Below are 17,409 nucleotides of genomic sequence, written 5' to 3' on the forward strand. Positions count from 1 at the left end.
TTTATCAGGCGGGGTCGCCGTTGAGCCACGACTTCAGGATGTTGGCGACGGCCACAGGATTTTCCTTGGCCAGCACGCGTGCATCGTCCAGGCGCAACTGCTCGGGCGTTGCAGGCAGCACCTCGTCCTTCTTGTTCGGCGCCGGCAGCGCGGGGCGCTCGGGCGTCTCCGACTCCAGCGCATCGAGCTGGCCACCGGCCGCAGCGACGGGCTGGGGCTTGGCGGCAGTGCCGCTCTTGAGCGCAGGGCGCACCAGTCCCAGCAGCACCAGGGCCGCGAACAGCACGGCACCCACCGGCCAGGCAAAGGTCTTGGCCAGGTCGATCACCTCGGGCTGCTTCCACAGCGGGGTGTCGTTGACCGGGGTGGCGTCGACCAGGAACGGCGTGTTCATGAGGTTGACCGAGTCGCCGCGCTCCTTGTTGAAGCCGATGGTCTCGCGCACCAGGGCGGTCATCTGCTCGAGCTGCTCGGGTGTCAGCGCCTTGGTGATCGGCTTGCCCTTGTCCTCGGCCGTCTGGTAGTTCACCACCACGGCGGCGCTCAGGCGCTTGACGTTGCCGGTGCTGCCGCGGGTGACGCGCACGGTCTTGTCCACCTCGAAGTTCGTGGTCGACTCGCGCTTGCTGGTCTGCTCTTCGGTGCCCTGCTGGCTATTGCCGGCTGTGGGTGCAGGGTTGGCGCCATTGACGGGCGCTGTGGTCGGGGCCGGTGGCTGGTTCGACACAGCACCGGGCACGCCCGTGGCGGTCTTGTTGGCGCTGCCCTTGCTCTCGAGCACCTGCTGGCTGCGGATGGCGGTGGAATCGGGGGTCTGGTTGGGACGGAACTGCTCGGACGTGGACTCGGTCTGCGTGAAGTCCACTTCGGCCGTCACCTGCGCCTTCACGTTGTTGCGGCCGACCACGGGCTCCAGGATGTCCATGATGCGGCGGGTGTACTGCTGCTCGAGCTGCTGCACGTGCAGCAGTTGCTGCGCATTGACCTCGGTGCCCGTGCCGCCGCCGTCTGGCGACTGCGACAGCAGCTTGCCGGTGTCGTCGAGCACGCTCACGGCCGAGGGCGACAGCTCGGGCACGCTGGACGCCACCAGGTGCACGATGCCCGCCAGCTGGGCCCGGTCCAGGATGCGGCCGGGGTGCAGGCTGACCAGCACCGATGCCGACGGCTTTTGCTGCTCGCGGAAGAAACCATTCTGATTGGGCAGCGCCAAGTGCACGCGGGCACCCTGCACCGAGGACAGCGCCTGGATGGAGCGGGTCAGCTCGCCCTCCAGCCCGCGCTGGAAGTTCAGGCGCTCCTGGAACTGGGTCATGCCGAACTTGCTGGACTCCATGAGCTCGAAACCCGTCACCGAGCCCTTGGGCAGGCCCTGGGTGGCCAGGCGCAGGCGCACGTCGTGCACGCGGTCCGACGGGATCAGGATGGCGCCGCCACCGTCCGCGTACTTGTAGGGCACGTTCATCTGCGACAGCTGGGCGACGATGGCGCCGCCATCCTTGTCGCTCAGGTTGGCGAACAGCACCCGGTAGTCGGGCTGGCGGCCCAGCACGATCGCAGCAATGGCCACCGCGACCAGCAGCGCCACACCCACGCCCAGCCGCATGCGCTTGGCCCTGTCCAGCGTGGACAGCCGCTGCAGCCAGTTCGGGCTGGCGGGAGGATTGAGGGGTATTTCAGCAACTGCAGACATCTTGCGTTCCAGTAAGGAAGGCCCGACGAGGGACCAAAGCGTGGGGTCGATTATTCGGTCCCGCCTCCGAAATGTTCGCTGAATAAGCCGCGCGTTTGGCCATCAATTCCCAGCGATGAACCCCGGCGCGATGGCTAGGATACGCAGCATACCCCTATTCCCCACGGAACCACAGCCATGGACCTTCGCATCTCCAGCTCTACCGCCCCCCTGACGGGCGCAGGCGTGGCGCGCCGTGCTGCAGCGCCGCAAAACGACGCCAACGACGTGGGTTTCTCGGGCGCGCTCAAGGGCGCGCTGCAGTCGGTCAGCGCCGCACAGAACAAGTCGTCCAACCTGCAGACCGAAGTGCAGATGGAAAACCCCTCGGTCAGCCTGGAAGAGACCATGGTGGCCATCCAGAAGGCGCAGATCGGCTTTCAGGCCACGCTGCACGTGCGCAACCGCATGGTGCAGGCGTATACCGACATCATGAACATGCAGGTATAGCAGGGGCACTCCCCTGAGGCGCTGCGCGCCGTCCCCTCGCTCTCACAGCGCTGCGCGCTGTGGGCAAGGGGACGATGCCCTCGCTGCGGGGCGGCCCTTGCTGGGCATCTCTCGCGGGGGCCGCGCCGGTATCGAACCGTGGGGGCCTACTCCTGATTTCGTAGCTGCTTGCGCTGGTTGGATAAGCGCTGCGGGCACTTTTTACCTCCCAAAATACACGCTACGCTCTTGGTATGGGGGACTTCGTTGCCCGTGGAGCCTTCTCGCCAGGAGTCAGGAGCCAATCGCTCTTAATTTGATAGCTGCTTGCGCTTTATAGACAAGCGGTAGCACCCTATTTGGCCCATGAAAAAGCCGACCTCGTAGGGTCGGCTTTGTCTTGGGCTTCAGCGCAGGGCTCAGTGCATCATCTGCGGCTGGCCTTCGAACAGGTGTTCGAACTGGGCGAGCCAGGGTTCTGCCAGGCAGCGGATCTGGGCGTCGTTGCGCAGGATGCGCTGCATGATGCGGCTTTTTTCGCGGCGGTGCTCGGGGAGCAGCTCGTGCTCTTGCGACTTGAAGCGCAGTTGCTCGATCAGCACGGCACAGGCGCCTTCGTAGCGCACCACGCCGTCCCAGTCCTTGAGCTTGGCAGCCTCCAGCATCTTGGCACTGCTGTCTTCAATCGCCTTGTAGTAATCAATCAGCATGTGGGACATGACTCAAGCCTCCACCAGCACGGGCTGGCCAGCGGCAGGGGAATTGGCGGGAGACGCGGAAGCCGCGCCGGTTTTCTTGATCTCGCCCCAGCCCTGGGCCACGGGTTCGATCAGGCGCATCACTTCCAGCATGATGGCGTCGTCGTTGCGGGCGTTGGCCAGGATCAGGCGGCGCATGCAGTAGTCGTACAGCGCACCGAGGTTTTCGGCCAGCTCACCGCCGTCCACCTTGTCCAGCGACGTGCTCAGTCCTTCTTCGAGGATCCGCACCGCCTTGCCGATGGCGTTGACCTTGCCCAGCACGTCGCCACGGGCCAGGGAGCCCCGCGCGGTGGCGATGGCGTTGAGGACACCTTCATACAGCAATGCGACCAGCTGGTGCTGGTCCATCGTGTGCATGCTGGTCTCCACATTGATGCGCTGATAAGCGTTGGCTGCACGAGGGCTGTAGGCGCTGAACATGCTGACAATCCTTCCGAGGTATTACTTGAGTTATCGGCCTGCGCCAGAAAAACTGAAGCCTCTTTAGCCCGTCGATTTGTTCCAGGCGGCCACCTGCTGCGAGATATAGGTGTTCAGGCCGTTCAAGCTGCTCAGCTGGGTATCGAGCGCGTTGTAGCGCCGCGTGATCCGCTTCTCGAAGGAGTCGACCTTCTCGCTCACGCGGGTCTGGTCCTGCGAGTTGCGCTTGAGGTTCAGCTGCAGCGTGTCGTCCTTGGATTTGAAGAATCCGTCGTTGGACAGCAGGTTGGTGGTCAGCGCCTTGAGCTGCACGGCAATGCCGTCCGCCGCGCCGCCGCCGGTATTGCGAAACAGGTTCTTCACATCGTCCGGATTTTCGGACAGTGCCTTGTTCAGCTTGGTGGTGTCCACCGCCAGGTTGCCGCCCAGCTGCTGGGTGATGCCCACATCGGCCAGGCGCTGGAAGGCGCCGCCGCCCGTGGTGACCGACTGGATCGCGTTGCGCAGCGAGTTCTGCAGCGCCACGGTCGTGGAGTCGCCCTGCAGCAGGCCGGCCGACTTGGTCTTGGCGTCGTACTTGGTCGCATCTTGCAGCAGTTCGTTGATGGCGTTGTACGCCTTCACGAAGCCGTCGATGTTGGACTGGATCGCCGACTGGTCCTTGCCCACGGTGATGTCGATCGGCGCGGTGGTGACCTGCTCGGCCTTGAAGGTCACGCCGGACACCGTGGACGCGAAGGTGTTCGTCGCGGACGACACGGCAATGCCGTTCACCGTCGCCTTGGCGTCGGCGGCCACGGCCGTCACGGTGGAGCCGGCCACCAGGCGCGACAGGCCCGAGGCATCGGTGTTGCCCGCGCTCAGCGGATCGGTGTCGGCGCCTTCCATCACGCTCAGGCGAAAGCCGAACTCCTCGCCCGTGCTCTTGCTGCGCAGCAGCAGACGCTCGCCCGAGGCGTCCGTGAGGATCGACGCCGTCACGCCCGCATTGGAGCCATTGATCTTGCTGGCCACGTCGGACAGCTTGTCGCTCGCACTGACGGTGATATCGACCGGCTGGCCGGACCCGGGCGTGAAAGACGCCGGAGAGACGCTCCACTTGCCCAGCTCCAGGCGCAGCGTACCGGCGCCCAGCGCACCGCCGACCGGCAGCAGTGCCGCGGAGGCGGTGGCCTGGGCCTTGGCCAGGCTCTGCACCTCCACGCTGAACGTGGTGGGCAAGGTGCCACCGACAGCGGTGGCGGATACGAATTTGGAATCGGACGAGGTGGTGGAGACACCATTCCAGCCCGTCACGCTGGTCAGCTTGCTCGCGGCATCCTGCAGCGTGGACACCATCGACTTGATCTGGCCGAAGGCGGAAATTTTGGTCTTGACCGTGGCGGCCTCGACACCCAGCTTGGTCAGTGGCGCTTTTTCCAGTTCGACCAACTTGGAAATGATGTCTTTGACATTCAGCCCATTCGTGCCGACACCTACGGATGAAATCGTGGCCATAACAACCTCCTGAACTGGTCCAACGGAAATTATGGCGCCGAATGGCCGCCAGCATCGTCCGTATTCACACCAGGAAACCCGTCTTATCCAGCGGTCCTGGCACCCGCTGGCTTGAAGTGCCCGATGGCAGCGAAGCAATCTGCCGCCAAAAAGCCAAATGGCGGCGACAGAAATCTGCCGCCGCCTGGTCCCGCCGGGGCGCTGCAACGCCCCGACCGCCCTACCCGCCGCTTAACGCAGCAGGGCCAACACACCCTGTGGCAGCTGGTTGGCCTGGGCCACCATCGCCGTGCCGGCCTGTTGCAGGATCTGCGAGCGCGACAGGTTGGCCGTTTCTGCGGCGAAGTCGGCATCCAGGATGCGGCTGCGCGAAGAAGACAGGTTTTCCGACGTCACTTGCAGGTTGCTGATCGAGGTTTCGAAGCGCGATTGCAGAGCACCGAGCTTGGCGCGTTCGCCGTTGATGAAGGCCAGGGCGGAGTCCACGGTCTTCAGGGCGTTGGTGGCGTTGCCGAACGTGGTCACGTCCAGGTTGGCCACCGTTTGCAGTGCCGAGCCGCCTGCGTCCAGCTGGTTGCTGGCCGAGGTGATGGCGAAGGACTTTTCCGAGTCCAGCGTGATGTAACCGCCGGTGGACACGTTTTCTGCCGTGGTGTCGGCCGTCAGCGTGCGGGCGGTGCCGTTGCTGGCGCCGGCAGCGTCGTAGCCCGTCACCGTCACGGCGGCAGCGTTGGCATTGGCGGTGTCGCCCACCACGATGTCATTGCCGGTGGCGTTGGTCAGGATCACTTGCGTGCCGTCGGAGCTCAGCGACGCATTGATACCGGTCTTGGCGGTCTGGTCGTTGATGGCGGACACAGCGGCCGACAGGCGGTCGGTGCCGGTGGCGGACGTCAGCGTGAACGACACGGTGCGGGGTGCGCCGGCGTTGTCGCCTTCCAGGGTCAGCGAGTAGGAGCCGGTCGATGCCATGCCGCCCAGGCGCACTTCGGTGCGGGCCGTGGCGGTCACGCCAGTGCTGGCCTTGATACCGTTGATCTGGTCGGCCGTGGCCTTGGCGGTGGCGCTGGACGCCACGGTCAGGCTGCCGGTGCCCAGGTAGCCGCTGATGGACACAGCGCCGCTGGTCACGCCGTTGTTCACAGCCGTCGTGCCGCTGGCAGGGGCTTGTGCGCCGATGCCGGAGCCGTTGGAGGCCACGTTCTGGTTGTTGCCGTACACGCTGGTGCGCAGGTTGGCGGTGGCAGCCACGATGGTCTGGTTGGCGTTGGCGCCCACTTGGAACTGTTGCGTACCGAACGAGCCGTCCAGCAGCTTGGCGCCGTTGAATTCGGTGGTTTGCGAGATGCGGTCCAGTTCGGAAACCAGTTGGCCCACTTCCTGTTGCAGGGCCTGGCGGTCGCCAGCGCTGTTGGAGGCGTTGGCCGATTGCACAGCCAGTTCACGCACACGTTGCAGGATGTCGCCCGAAGCCTTCAGTGCGCCTTCAGCGGTCTGCGCCAGGGAGATACCGTCGTTGGCATTGCGAACCGCTTGGTTCAGGCCGCGGATCTGGCTGGTGAAACGCTCGGAAATCGCGAGGCCAGCCGCGTCGTCCTTGGCGCTGTTGATGCGCAGGCCCGAGGACAGGCGTTGGATGGACGTGTTCAGCGAGGTTTGGCTGGTGCCGAGGTTGCGCTGAGCGGTGAGCGAGGCGATGTTGGTATTGATGGTGGAAGCCATTGCAAATCTCCAGAAAGAACTGACTGAATATGGCGTTGCCGCCGGCCGGGGTCGCCAGCACCACGCTGGCCTCCTGGGTTCTCCAGCGCTCCTTAGCCTCTGGTGAACGGCGGGCCGCTTACGGACCGTTGCAAATGTTTTCGGGTCGCCGCCGGAAAACTTGAGGGTCAAACGCACAAGTTGTGCGACTTTTTTGCCGCTTATCTCCCCAACGCCAAAAAGTGGCGTCTCCACAATTCGTCCATCGTTCCCTCATTGACAGCCGGACGGGTGCGCTTGAACCGGCAAACAGATCCGTCTTGCGACGTTAAGGAGTTTCGCCATGGCAGCAACCATCAATACCAACATCAGCTCGCTCACCGCGCAGCGCAATCTGGGCACCAGCCAGGCCTCGCTGAACACCGCCATCCAACGCCTCTCGTCGGGCTTGCGCATCAACAGCGCCAAGGACGACGCGGCGGGCCTGGCGATTTCCGAGCGCTTTACCAGCCAGATCCGTGGCCTGAACCAGGCTGTTCGCAATGCGAACGACGGGATTTCTCTCGCCCAGGTGGCCGAAGGCGCCATGGGCTCCGCCGGCAACATCCTGCAGCGGGTGCGTGAACTGGCCGTCCAGTCGGCCAACGCGTCCAACAGTGCCGGCGACCGCCAGGCCCTGCAACAGGAAGTCGGCCAATTGGTGGCAGAACTTGACCGGATTTCGCAAACCACCGAATTCAACGGCCAGAAATTGCTGGACGGCACATTTGGTACGCAGCAGTTCCAGGTCGGTGCCAACGCCAACCAGACCATTGTGGCGGCCACCGCCAACCTGCGCACCAGCGTGTACGGCAACAACCAGAACATCGCCTCCAACGGTTCCGGCATCGGCGCGCAGGCGCCGGTCAGCGGCACCACGGCCGTCTCCAACGGCGTGACCAGCGGCGCTGTGTCCATCAGCGGCTATCTGGGCACCGGCACCATGACGGTGGCCTCCAACGCCACCGCCAAGGCCACGGCCGACCAGATCAACTCCCTGCAGTCCACCACCGGCGTCACCGCCACGGCCCGCACCGAAGTGCGCCTGGCCGGCATGGCATCGGCCGGTTCGTACTCGCTGACGCTGGAAGGCGACAACATCGGGGCCGCCCGCACCGTGTCGTTCACGCTGACGTCCGCCACCGGCACCGACCGCCTGTCGCCCGCGGTGTCGGCCATCAATGAGCAATCGGCCAAGACGGGCATCAACGCCTCGCTGAGCTCGGACGGCACGCAGATCATCCTGACCAACGCGACCGGCAATGACATCGTGATCGGCGACACCGCCAACGCCAACGCGGCCGCTGTCACCGTGACGGGCTACGACGCCGCCGGCGCCAGCAACGGCACGGCCCGCACGCTGACTGCCGACACCACGGCAGAGAACGTCTCCACCGGTGGCTACATCACGCTCGACTCCGAAAAGTCGTTCGCCCTGACCTCGGCCAGCAACCAGCTGGACAACGGCGGCTCGTCGCTGCACACGGTGGCCAACCTGGATGTGACCACCTTCACCAACGCGACCGATGCCCTGAAGACCGTGGACTCGGCCCTGGCCTTCATCAGCGGCGAACGCGCCAAGCTGGGCGCCATGCAGTCGCGCTTCGAGACCAGCATTGCCAGCCTGCAGATCACGTCGGAGAACCTCTCCGCCTCGCGCAGCCGCATCCAGGACGCGGACTTCGCCGCGGAAACCGCCAACCTCTCGCGCGCCCAGATCCTGCAACAGGCCGGCACCGCCATGGTGGCCCAGGCCAACCAGATCCCGCAGGGCGTGCTCTCGCTGCTCAAGTAATTCACCAGCAGCCTGGTGCCAGCCCCTCAGGTGGTGGAACGATGACGACGACAAAGGGGCCCCGACGGGCCCCTTTGCCTTTGTGCGTGGCACACTGCCCCATTGAAGCCCCTTTGCCCGGAGATCGGCCGCAACGTGCAACCCAAACACACCGAACAGGACGACGCCCGCCTGCGTGCGGCGCTCACCGCCGCTGACTGGCCGCTCCTCACCCGCCTGTGCCGCCAGACGCTGCGCAAGAACGGGCGACACCTCACCGCGCACCGCCTGCTGGGCTTCTCGCTGAACAAAGAGCGCGACTTCGATGGCGCGCTCAAGGCCTACAAGCAGGCGCGGATCTACTGGCCGGACGATGCCGAGTTGCTCGTCAACTACGCCAACATCCTGATCGAGCACGCCTACAACATCGACGCCCTGCCGCTGCTGGAGAAGGTGTGCGCCCTGCGCCCCCTGCAGGCCATCGCCTGGATCAAGCTGGCCGAGTGCTGCTACCTGATCAACCTGCATGACAAGGGTTTTGCCGCCAGCCAGGAAGCCGCCAGGCTGGCGGACACGCTCCACGACCAGGTGGCGGCCCTGATGCAGAGCGCCATCCACCGGCGCGAGCTGGGCCAGGTGCGCGAGGCCGTCCACGACTGCGAGAAAGCCATCGCGCTGCGCCCCAACGACCCGGGCAACTACACCAACCGGCTGCTGTTCATGCTGGCGGACCCCCAGGTGGATGCGTCGCAGCTGTCGGTGGCGGCGCGGCACTTCGGCAGCGTGTTCGAGCCCCCGCTGCGGCCCGAGTGGCCCCATTTCGACGCGCACCGCGGCCCGCCGTGGCGGCGCCTGAAGATCGGGTTCCTGTCGCCCGACTTCCGGGTGCACGCGGTGATGTACTCGGTGGAAGGCCTGCTGGCACAGCTCGACCGGCGGCAATTCGAGGTCTATGCCTTCTTCCTGTTCCCCCGCTCCGACCATGTCACGGACCGCGTGGAGCGCCATGTCGACCATTTCGTGCGGCTGGCCGGGTTCACGCCGGAGCAGCAAGCGAAGGCCATCCACGCGCAGGGCATCGACATCCTGATCGACCTGGCCGGCCATACTGGCAACAACGGGCTGCTGGCCCTGGCCCACAAGCCCGCCCCCGTCCAGGTGTCCTGGCTCGGGTTTCCGGCCACGACCGGCCTGGAGGCGGTCGACTACAAATTCTCCGACGAGATCACCGACCCGCCCGGGGCCGAGACGCAATACACCGAGCACCTCTACCGGTTGCCGACGCTGTTCGCCTGCTACCGGCCCATGAGCCGCAACCCCCTGTGGCGCTACCAGCCCCGCTACCAGGTGCGCGCATCACCCGCGGTGAGCAACGGCTTCGTCACCTTCGGCAGCTGCAACAACCTGGGCAAGCTCACGGACGAGGTGCTGGCGCTGTGGGGCAGGATTCTTGCGGCCGTGCCTGATTCCCGATTGCTGATCGAAGGCAAGAACCTCGACCGCCCCGAGTTCGCGCAGGCCTACCGCGACCGGTGCGAGCGGCTGGGCCTGCCCCCGGCGCGCGTAGACCTGGTGGCACTCAGCCACGACAACCAGTACCTCACCTACCACCGCATCGACATCGCGCTGGACCCGTTTCCGCTGACCGGCGGCACCACCACCTTCGACGTGCTGTGGATGGGCGTGCCCATCGTTTCCATGGTGGGCGAGAGCTTCAAGAGCCGCATGGGCGTGGGCATGCTCACCTACCTGGGCCGCACCGAGTGGCTGGCCGAGACGCCGGACGACTACGTGCGCATCGCGGCGGGCCTGGCGGCCGACGTGCCGGCGCTCAACGACCTGCGGCTCAGCCTGCGCGGCGAGACGGAGAACTCACCCCTGATGCGCGAGGACCTGTACAACCAGTGCTTCGGCGAGGGCCTGCGGGTCATGTGGCTGCAGTGGCTGGCCCGGGCCGAACACCCGGACGACCCCGAGGCGCAGGAGCAGGCCATCCAGGCCTGGGTGCAGCAGTATCCGCAGGAGTGGACGCAGCCCCCCGTGCCCGGCGTGGGCCTGAAGCCCGGCCACCGGGTGAGCCTGCACGAAGCCCACCAGCTCCTGCAGGACCTGGTGGAAAAAGCCAAGGCGGCGCCCCCAACGCCTGCGGCGCCGGGACCGGCGCAAGGTGTCACGGGCCGCCACTGGGTGGCCGTGACGGAACTGGCGGAGCTGGTGCTCAGCGCCGTGCCACACGACCCTGTGGCCCTGGCCTGCCTGGCCGAGGTGGAGCATGCCCATGGACACACCGAGTTTGCGGTGACCTACCTGCAGCACGCCACGCAGGCGATGGGGATGGGCGTCGCGGCCGGCTGACCGATGAGTTGATTGACAGACGACGCGCGTACGTTCGCCGTCGCCGTCGCCGTGGTCGCGTCAGAGCCGGAAGATGTCCTGCAAGGCGTCGCGCCGGGTGGGCTTGAAGCTCACCTTGCCGGCGTCGGCCGGGTACACGGTGCAGTGCCCCGGCGTGCTGGTGTTGACCAGGCTCGTGCCCTGCGACAGCACCGTGGCATCGCCCACCTGGCAGCCGCCGATGATGGCGGTGCCGGGGTACATCACGACCCCCTCTCCCAGCACCGGCGCCACGCCGTGGTTCTTGCCCACCGTGGAGTTCTGGTAGATCACCAGGTAGTTGCCGTAGGTGGCCTTGGCAAAGACGATGCCGACGGAATGGCCGATGAAGAACACCGGCGGCAGCTCGATTTCATAAAAGAGATCGATGCCGTTCAGCGCCTTGTTCAGCAAGAAGAGCCGCGTGGGCGTGTCGGCGTTGCCGGTGCTGCGCCAGATGGTGTGCGCCAGAAAGTACAGAAAGCTGCAGTACTGCGTGGAGTGCAGCGGGTCGAAGCAGTCCTGCCGCCAGGGCCGCACGGCATTGATGCACGTGTGCAGCCGGTGCAGCGCCTCGTCCAGGTGCGCATCGATGTCGGGGCGCGGGTCGAAGTCGTCGGGCAGGGTGTTGTGCAGCTGCTGCACCACGTAGCGCAGCAACCGGTCGCGGTCCATCCGCAAGATGTCCATGGTGGAGTCTCCCAAGGCGGTGCGCCGCAGCCGCTTAATCAGTCAATCAGTCAATCGGTCAATCGGTCAGTCATTCAGGCCGCGGGCAGCTGCAATTGCATGTACACCAGGCTGGCCGGCGCGCCGACCGCCGCGGGGTCTTCGTTCCAGTCCACGCCACCCGGCACGTTGGTCGCGACGATGGGCACGCGCTGGTATTCCTGAAAACCCACCTTGCGGTAGAACTCGACCGCGGGGTTGTCCGACCGCACCCGCACCGCCAGGGTCTGCAGCCCCAGCGCGTCGCGGGCCCAGCGCATGAGCACCAGCAGCGAGGCCTTCATCAACCCCGGGGGCGACGCGCCTCCGCTCACGATGGCATCGGCCTCGCCGTACCCCCGCTGCCAGTCGATGAAGCCCAGGCCCACATGCCCCACACGCGCGCCGTCCAGGGTCTCCACCATGAACAGCATCTTGCCCGGGTTGCCATGGACCGCACCGGCCAGCCAGGCCGCCGTGCGCTCGGGGGTGGAGACGAATTCGGTCAGGAAGGATTTGACGTGGCGATTGCGCCAGTCCGTCAGCAGCTGCGCGTCCAGGGCATCGGTGTGCCCGGGCACGGTGGCGATGGGCCGCACGACCGCCGCCAGCGGTTGCCCCACCGGCAGCACCAGCCCAGGCTCGCCAGCGCGGGCCGTCTGCTTGATCGCAGCGAAAAGCTGCTGTCCAGGAGTGGGTGCTTGCATGGCCGCCCCCCGTTCGTCAGGCTTGCTCGAAATAGCGGCGCACCTGCTCGGCCACGGCGTCCACCGTGTCCAGCGACATGCGCGAGTGCAGGGGCAGCGAGAGAATGCCTTTGCCCACGCTGTCCGTCACGGACAGGTCGCCGGCGCGGCAGTCCTTCCACAGCGAGAACCAATGGCCCGGCTGCCAGTGGATGCCCGTGTCGGCGCCATTGGCCTTCAGAAAGTCGCGCAGCGCATCGCGGTGCTCCGCCGGCACCCGGATGTAGTACAGGAACGGGTTCACATCGGCAAAGTCGGTCGCGGGCGTGCGCACCTGTGCGATGCCCTGCAGCTTTTCGTTGTAGCGGCGCGATGCCGCCTGGCGGCTCGACTTGATCACGTCGAGCTTGCCCAGCTGGGCCAGGCCGATCGCGGCGTGCATGTTGAGCATGTGGTAGCGAAAGCCCACCCGCTCGACGTCGAACGTCCAGGCGCGCTTGTTCTGGTACATCACCTCGGCAGGCTGCTGCATGCCGAGCAGGCGCAGTTCGTGCACGCGGCGAAGCTCCTCTTCGGTGCGCACGACCACGGTGCCGCCGTCCAGGCAGGTCACGGTCTTGACCGGGTCGTGGCTGAACACGCAGATGTCCGAAAAGCTGCCGACCATGCGCCCCTTGTAGCTGGAGCCGAACGAGTGGGCCGCGTCGTGGATGACGCGCAGTTTGTGGCGTTCTGCAAACGCGGCAATCTCCTCGTGGTTGCTGATGATGCAGTCGTAGTCCATCACGATGATGGCCTTGGTGCGCGGCCCCACCAGGGACTCGGCCTTGGCGAGGTCCAGCTCCAGCGTGTCGTCGGTGCAGTCGCAGAACACGATGTCCGCCCCCACCCAGGTGATGGCCTGGTAGTCGGCCGAGCAGTTGAAGGCCGACACGATCACCTCGTCACCCGGGCCCACGCCTGCGAGCAGCAGCGCGATGTGCAGGCCCGCAGTGCCGGTGCTCACCGCGGCCACATGGCGGTCCGGGGCCTGCAGGATCTCTTTCACCTTTTTCTCGAAACCCGACACGTAGCTGCCCATGCCGAGCCATCCCAGCTCCAGCGACTCTCGGCTGGCATCGATTTCTTCCTGTTCGATCAAGGGCTTGAACATTGGGATCATGGTGGTCTCCTTCGGTTGTGTACGGTTCAGATGGGGCGTGGCGGGTGCGTTGCTTTGCGTCGCGGATGCGCAGGGAGCGCGTGAGGCGGCTACCAGACTTCCAGGCGGGGAACGGCCGTGACGAACTGCCCTCCCCATGCCCGTATGCCGCTCAGCTGCGCGCTGACTTCGTCCCGCAGGTTCCACGGCAGGATCAGCACGCGCTGGGGCCGGTGGGCGTGCAGGTGCGCCTCGCTCACCACCGGGATGCGGCTGCCGGGCAGGTACTGGCCTTGCTTGGCGGGGTTCTTGTCCACCACGTAGGCCAGCAAATCGGGCCGCACACCCGCGAAGTTGAGCAGGGTGTTGCCCTTGGCGGCTGCGCCATAGGCACCCACGGTGATGCCATCGGCCTGGCATTGCAATAAAAAAGTGAGCAGCTCGCGCTTGATGCGCAAGGCCTGGGCCTGGAAATCGCCATAAAAATCGGCACCCAGCAGCCCTGCAGCGGCCTCGGTGGCCAGCACCTGCCGCACATGGCTGGCGCCCTCGGCCGTGGCCTGCGGGTGGCCGGCCGCGTCGGCCCGGCCCGCGAACACGCGCAGGCTGCCGCCGTGGGTGGGCAGCTCCTGCACGTCCAGCACCACAAGGCCGTTGGCCGCGAAGATGCGCTGCACGGCGGTGAGCGACAGGTAGGAGTAGTGCTCGTGGTAGGCGGTGTCGAACTGGCAGCCCTGCACCATGCGCAGCAGGTGCGGAAACTCGAACGTGGCCACGCCGTGGGGCTTGAGCAGTCGGGTAAAACCACCTACGAAGTCGTTGATGTCGGGCACGTGCGCCAGCACGTTGTTCGCGGCGATCAGGTCGGCTTGGCGGCCGGCGGCGGCCAGCTCGTCGGCCAGGGCCACGCCGAAGAAGCGCTCGACCACCTCGATGCCTTTGGCGCGGGCGGCGGCTGCGGTGCTGGCCGTGGGCTCCACGCCGTAGCAGGGGATGCCCGCGGCCTGCACGTACTGCAGCAGATAGCCGTCGTTGGAGGCGACCTCGACCACGCAGCTGTCGGCATTCAGCGCCAGGCGCTCGCGCATCGCGCCGACGTACGCATCGGCATGGGCCAGCCAGGACGACGAGAACGAGCTGAAGTACGCGTAGTCGTCGGTGAACAGCGCCTCGCGCCCGGCGTGGTCTTCGGTCTGCACCAGCCAGCAGGTCTCGCACACCAGCACGCGCAGCGGGAACCAGGTCTCGGGCGCGCGCAGCGCGGCCTCGGGCAGGTAGGCGTTGGACGGGGGCGCGCTGCCCAGGTCCAGGAACGGCAGTTGCAGCGGGCTGCCGCAGTGTCGGCACTTCACAGGCGCACTCCTTCGAATTCGGGGCCGGGCCCGTCGGTCAGCCAGGGCTGGCTGGCGTCGCGCGGCGACAGGCCCGCGGGCGGCAACGGCCAGGCGATGGCCAGGCGCGGGTCCAGCGGGTTCAGGCCCGCCTCGGCCCCTTGCACATGGGCGGCCGAGTGGCAGTACAGCAGCTCGGCCTGGTCGGTCAGGGCCTGAAAGCCGTGCGCAAAGCCCGGCGGGATGAGCAGCGCGGTGCCGTTGTCCGCCGACAGGCGCTCGGCATGCCACTGCAAGAAGGTGGGCGAGCCGTGGCGCAGGTCCACGGCCACGTCCAGCACCTCGCCACGCAGGCAGGTGACGAGCTTCATCTCGGCATGCGGCGGCCGCTGGTAGTGCAGGCCGCGCACGGTGCCGGCGCGCGCCGTGTGGCTGTGGTTGATCTGCGCGATGGGATGCGTCCAGCCGGCGGCGGCCAGTTCGTCCGCGCAGAACAGGCGGGCGAAGAAGCCGCGCTCGTCGGCCAGCGGCTGCCGCTCTATGCGGAACAGCCCGGCCAGGGGCAAGGGTGTGCGGCCAAGGCGGCTCACGCCTGCGCCTCCCAGGCGGCGATGTCGGCCAGGCACAGCGTGCGGGCATCGGCGCCGCCGTGCTGCTGGCGGTACCAGTTCATGGTGCGGGCGACGGACGTGGTCAGCGCCCAGCGCGGCGCCACGCCCAGTGCCTGGCGGGCGTGGGCGGTTTCCAGCGCCAGCCAGCCGGCCTCGTGCGGGCCATCACTATCATTTTCATAGCTTACGGCGCTGGTTGGATAAGCGCCAGAGGCCATTTCGATCACATTTTTGACGCTGGCGGCCTCGTGCGGCAGCGGCCCGAAGTTGTAGGGGCCCGCCAGCGACGGGGCATCCCACAGGCGCTGCGCCAGCCGCAGGTAGGCGGCCAGGGGTTCGAGCACATGCTGCCAGGGGCGCGTGGCGTCCGGGCGGCGGATGTGCAGCGTCTCGCCCTTTTCCCAGGCGCGCACGGCGTCGGGCAGCAGGCGGTCCTGCGCCCAGTCGCCGCCGCCGATCACGTTGCCCGCCCGGGCCGTGGCCACGGCCACGCCCTGCGGTGCCAAAAAGGCGTCGCGGTAGCTGGCGGTGACCAGTTCGGCCGCGGCCTTGCTGGCGCTGTAGGGGTCGTGCCCGCCCAGCGGGTCGTCCTCGCGATAGGGGTAGGCCCATTCGCGGTTGCGGTAGACCTTGTCGGTGGTGACGACCAGGGCCACGCGCGCCTCGGGCAGGCCGCGCAGGGCATCGAGCACGTGGGCCGTGCCCATGATGTTGGTGGCCAAGGTGGCCAGCGGGTCGGCATAGCTTGCGCGCACCAGCGCCTGCGCGGCCAGGTGCAGCACCACGTCGGGCCGCGCGGCGCGGATGCGCATCGCCAGGGCCTGGGGGTTGCACACGTCGCAGAAATGGCTGTCCATGCGCTCGTCCACCCGCGCCAGCGTGAACAGGTTGGGGTCGGCCGGGGGCGGCAGGGCCACGCCGGTGACCTGTGCGCCCAGGCGCTGCAGCCACAGGGCCAGCCACGCGCCCTTGAAGCCGGTGTGGCCCGTCAGCAACACGCGCTTGCCGCGCCAGAAGTCGGGATCAGGACGCATGGTGCTGCTGCCTTGGGGTTGTCGTCGTCGGGACTGCCGCCATCACCAGCGCTTCCAGGGCGCCTGGCCGCTTTGCCACAGGTCTTCGAGCAGGTTCTTCTCGCGCAGCGTGTCCATGGGCTGCCAGAAGCCGTGGTGCTCGTAGGCCATCAGCTCGCCGTCGCGCGCCAGGGTGTCCATGGGCTCGGCCTCCCAGGGGGTGGCATCGCCCTCGATGCGGCTGAGCACCCGCGGGGACAGTACGAAGAACCCGCCGTTGATCCAGCCGCCGTCGCCCCGCGGCTTTTCGACGAAGCCTTCGACCCGGTCGCCGTCGCGCATCAGCGCGCCATAGCGGCCGGGGGGCAGCACGGCGGTGACGGTGGCCAGCTTGCCGTGCGCGCGGTGAAAGGCGAACTGGGCGGGCATGTCGATGTCGGCCACGCCGTCGCCGTAGGTGAAGCAGAAGGGCTCGTCGGGCTCGAGGTATTCACCCACGCGCTTGAGGCGCCCGCCGGTCAGCGTGCTTTCGCCGGTGTCCACCAGGGTCACGCGCCAGGGCTCGGCGTGGCGGTGGTGCACTTCCATGCGGTTGTTGGCCATGTCGAAGGTCACGTCGGACATGTGCAGGAAGTAGTTGGCGAAGTATTCCTTGATGACGTAGCCCTTGTAGCCCAGGCAGATGATGAAGTCGTTCACACCATGGGCGGCATACATCTTCATGATGTGCCAAAGGATGGGCCGCCCACCGATCTCGATCATGGGCTTGGGGCGCAGGTGCGACTCTTCCGAGATGCGGGTTCCCAGTCCCCCCGCGAGCAGTACGGCTTTCATGCCCGCAGCATAGTGCAGCCCCCGCGGCGCCAAAAGGCCCAGTGGGCGCGCAAAAGCGCCCCAAATGCAGCGATTGATGCCGCCGCGCGGCAGGCGTGCGGTGCGCCCGCCCTGGCAAATGCTATTAAATAGATAGCTACTGGCGCTTGCCAGAAGAGCGGCGCAGGCATGTTTGACTCCAATCTGCAGCCGCAATGCCATGCAGGGACGCCGCCATGCCCTGCTGTCCTTCGCCGCGCCCGGGAGCAGTGGCCTTCCATCGCCCAGCCTCTGCATGGGCCGCGCCGACGCCGCCTTCTTGTGGCCGGCCGGCGGCGTGCCGGGCCGCAGCGTGACCGGGCGGCGGCATCTCTGCGCTG

At 66.8% G+C, this 17,409-nt stretch carries 15 protein-coding genes; 3 read left to right on the forward strand and 12 right to left on the reverse strand.

Going from position 1 to position 17,409, the window contains the following annotated elements; all coding sequences use genetic code 11:
- Positions 1-4: 4 nt before the first annotated feature.
- A complete protein-coding gene (gene fliF, locus ASG27_RS20250) occupies positions 5-1,693 on the reverse strand; it encodes a flagellar basal-body MS-ring/collar protein FliF (RefSeq protein ID WP_056420015.1) in 1,689 nt (562 codons plus the stop codon).
- Between the two features lie 177 nt (positions 1,694-1,870).
- Here fliF and fliE point away from each other — a divergent pair, with 177 nt between their 5' ends.
- Positions 1,871-2,182: a flagellar hook-basal body complex protein FliE gene (gene fliE / locus ASG27_RS20255; protein ID WP_010466044.1), complete on the forward strand. Its 312-nt coding sequence runs from the start codon at positions 1,871-1,873 to the stop codon at positions 2,180-2,182.
- Between the two features lie 398 nt (positions 2,183-2,580).
- Here the strand turns inward: fliE and ASG27_RS20260 are convergent, their stop codons facing one another.
- The 4 genes from ASG27_RS20260 to ASG27_RS20275 all read right to left on the reverse strand — a co-directional run bounded on the left by ASG27_RS20260 (position 2,581) and on the right by ASG27_RS20275 (position 6,561).
- Positions 2,581-2,880 (reverse strand): flagellar protein FliT, encoded by a 300-nt coding sequence (locus ASG27_RS20260; protein WP_056420017.1) that lies wholly within the window; start codon positions 2,878-2,880, stop codon positions 2,581-2,583.
- 3 nt (positions 2,881-2,883) lie between these two features.
- Entirely contained in the window at positions 2,884-3,342 is a 459-nt protein-coding gene (gene fliS, locus ASG27_RS20265) for a flagellar export chaperone FliS (protein ID WP_056420020.1), read from the reverse strand.
- Between the two features lie 63 nt (positions 3,343-3,405).
- Complete coding sequence (fliD, locus tag ASG27_RS20270; RefSeq protein ID WP_056420022.1) at positions 3,406-4,839, reverse strand: flagellar filament capping protein FliD; 1,434 nt, start codon at positions 4,837-4,839, stop codon at positions 3,406-3,408.
- Between the two features lie 231 nt (positions 4,840-5,070).
- Positions 5,071-6,561 carry a flagellin N-terminal helical domain-containing protein gene (locus tag ASG27_RS20275; RefSeq protein WP_056420025.1) on the reverse strand — a complete coding sequence of 497 codons (1,491 nt, stop codon included), beginning with the start codon at positions 6,559-6,561 and terminating at the stop codon, positions 5,071-5,073.
- A 322-nt stretch (positions 6,562-6,883) separates the two neighbouring features.
- Here ASG27_RS20275 and ASG27_RS20280 point away from each other — a divergent pair, with 322 nt between their 5' ends.
- Positions 6,884-8,374 (forward strand): flagellin N-terminal helical domain-containing protein, encoded by a 1,491-nt coding sequence (locus tag ASG27_RS20280; protein WP_056420029.1) that lies wholly within the window; start codon positions 6,884-6,886, stop codon positions 8,372-8,374.
- A gap of 135 nt (positions 8,375-8,509) precedes the next feature.
- A complete protein-coding gene (locus ASG27_RS20285) occupies positions 8,510-10,708 on the forward strand; it encodes an O-linked N-acetylglucosamine transferase, SPINDLY family protein (RefSeq protein ID WP_056420576.1) in 2,199 nt (732 codons plus the stop codon).
- A gap of 60 nt (positions 10,709-10,768) precedes the next feature.
- On the opposite strand, the gene ASG27_RS20290 is transcribed toward ASG27_RS20285, so the two are convergent.
- From ASG27_RS20290 to rfbF, 7 genes are all read right to left on the reverse strand, one after another.
- The gene (locus tag ASG27_RS20290; RefSeq protein WP_056420030.1) at positions 10,769-11,416 is read right to left on the reverse strand and encodes a hypothetical protein; all 648 of its coding nucleotides are present in this window, start codon (positions 11,414-11,416) and stop codon (positions 10,769-10,771) included.
- A gap of 74 nt (positions 11,417-11,490) precedes the next feature.
- A complete protein-coding gene (locus tag ASG27_RS20295; RefSeq protein WP_056420033.1) occupies positions 11,491-12,141 on the reverse strand; it encodes a GNAT family N-acetyltransferase in 651 nt (216 codons plus the stop codon).
- Positions 12,142-12,157: 16 nt separating this feature from the next.
- On the reverse strand, positions 12,158-13,282 hold the full coding sequence (locus tag ASG27_RS20300) for a DegT/DnrJ/EryC1/StrS family aminotransferase (protein ID WP_056420036.1): 1,125 nt from the start codon (positions 13,280-13,282) through the stop codon (positions 12,158-12,160).
- 89 nt (positions 13,283-13,371) lie between these two features.
- Positions 13,372-14,613: a class I SAM-dependent methyltransferase gene (locus ASG27_RS20305; RefSeq protein ID WP_056420039.1), complete on the reverse strand. Its 1,242-nt coding sequence runs from the start codon at positions 14,611-14,613 to the stop codon at positions 13,372-13,374.
- Complete coding sequence (locus ASG27_RS20310; RefSeq protein ID WP_056420043.1) at positions 14,610-15,182, reverse strand: dTDP-4-dehydrorhamnose 3,5-epimerase family protein; 573 nt, start codon at positions 15,180-15,182, stop codon at positions 14,610-14,612. The genes ASG27_RS20305 and ASG27_RS20310 overlap by 4 nt, the downstream gene beginning before the upstream one ends.
- Positions 15,179-16,237, reverse strand: a complete 1,059-nt coding sequence (gene rfbG / locus ASG27_RS20315; RefSeq protein ID WP_056420047.1) for a CDP-glucose 4,6-dehydratase — start codon at positions 16,235-16,237, stop codon at positions 15,179-15,181. Before rfbG ends, ASG27_RS20310 begins: the two co-directional genes overlap by 4 nt.
- Before the next feature lie 42 nt (positions 16,238-16,279).
- Positions 16,280-17,050, reverse strand: a complete 771-nt coding sequence (gene rfbF / locus ASG27_RS20320) for a glucose-1-phosphate cytidylyltransferase (RefSeq protein ID WP_056173053.1) — start codon at positions 17,048-17,050, stop codon at positions 16,280-16,282.
- Positions 17,051-17,409: the final 359 nt, after the last annotated feature.

The organism is Acidovorax sp. Leaf191, from assembly GCF_001424425.1.
GTDB lineage: Bacteria > Pseudomonadota > Gammaproteobacteria > Burkholderiales > Burkholderiaceae_C > Acidovorax.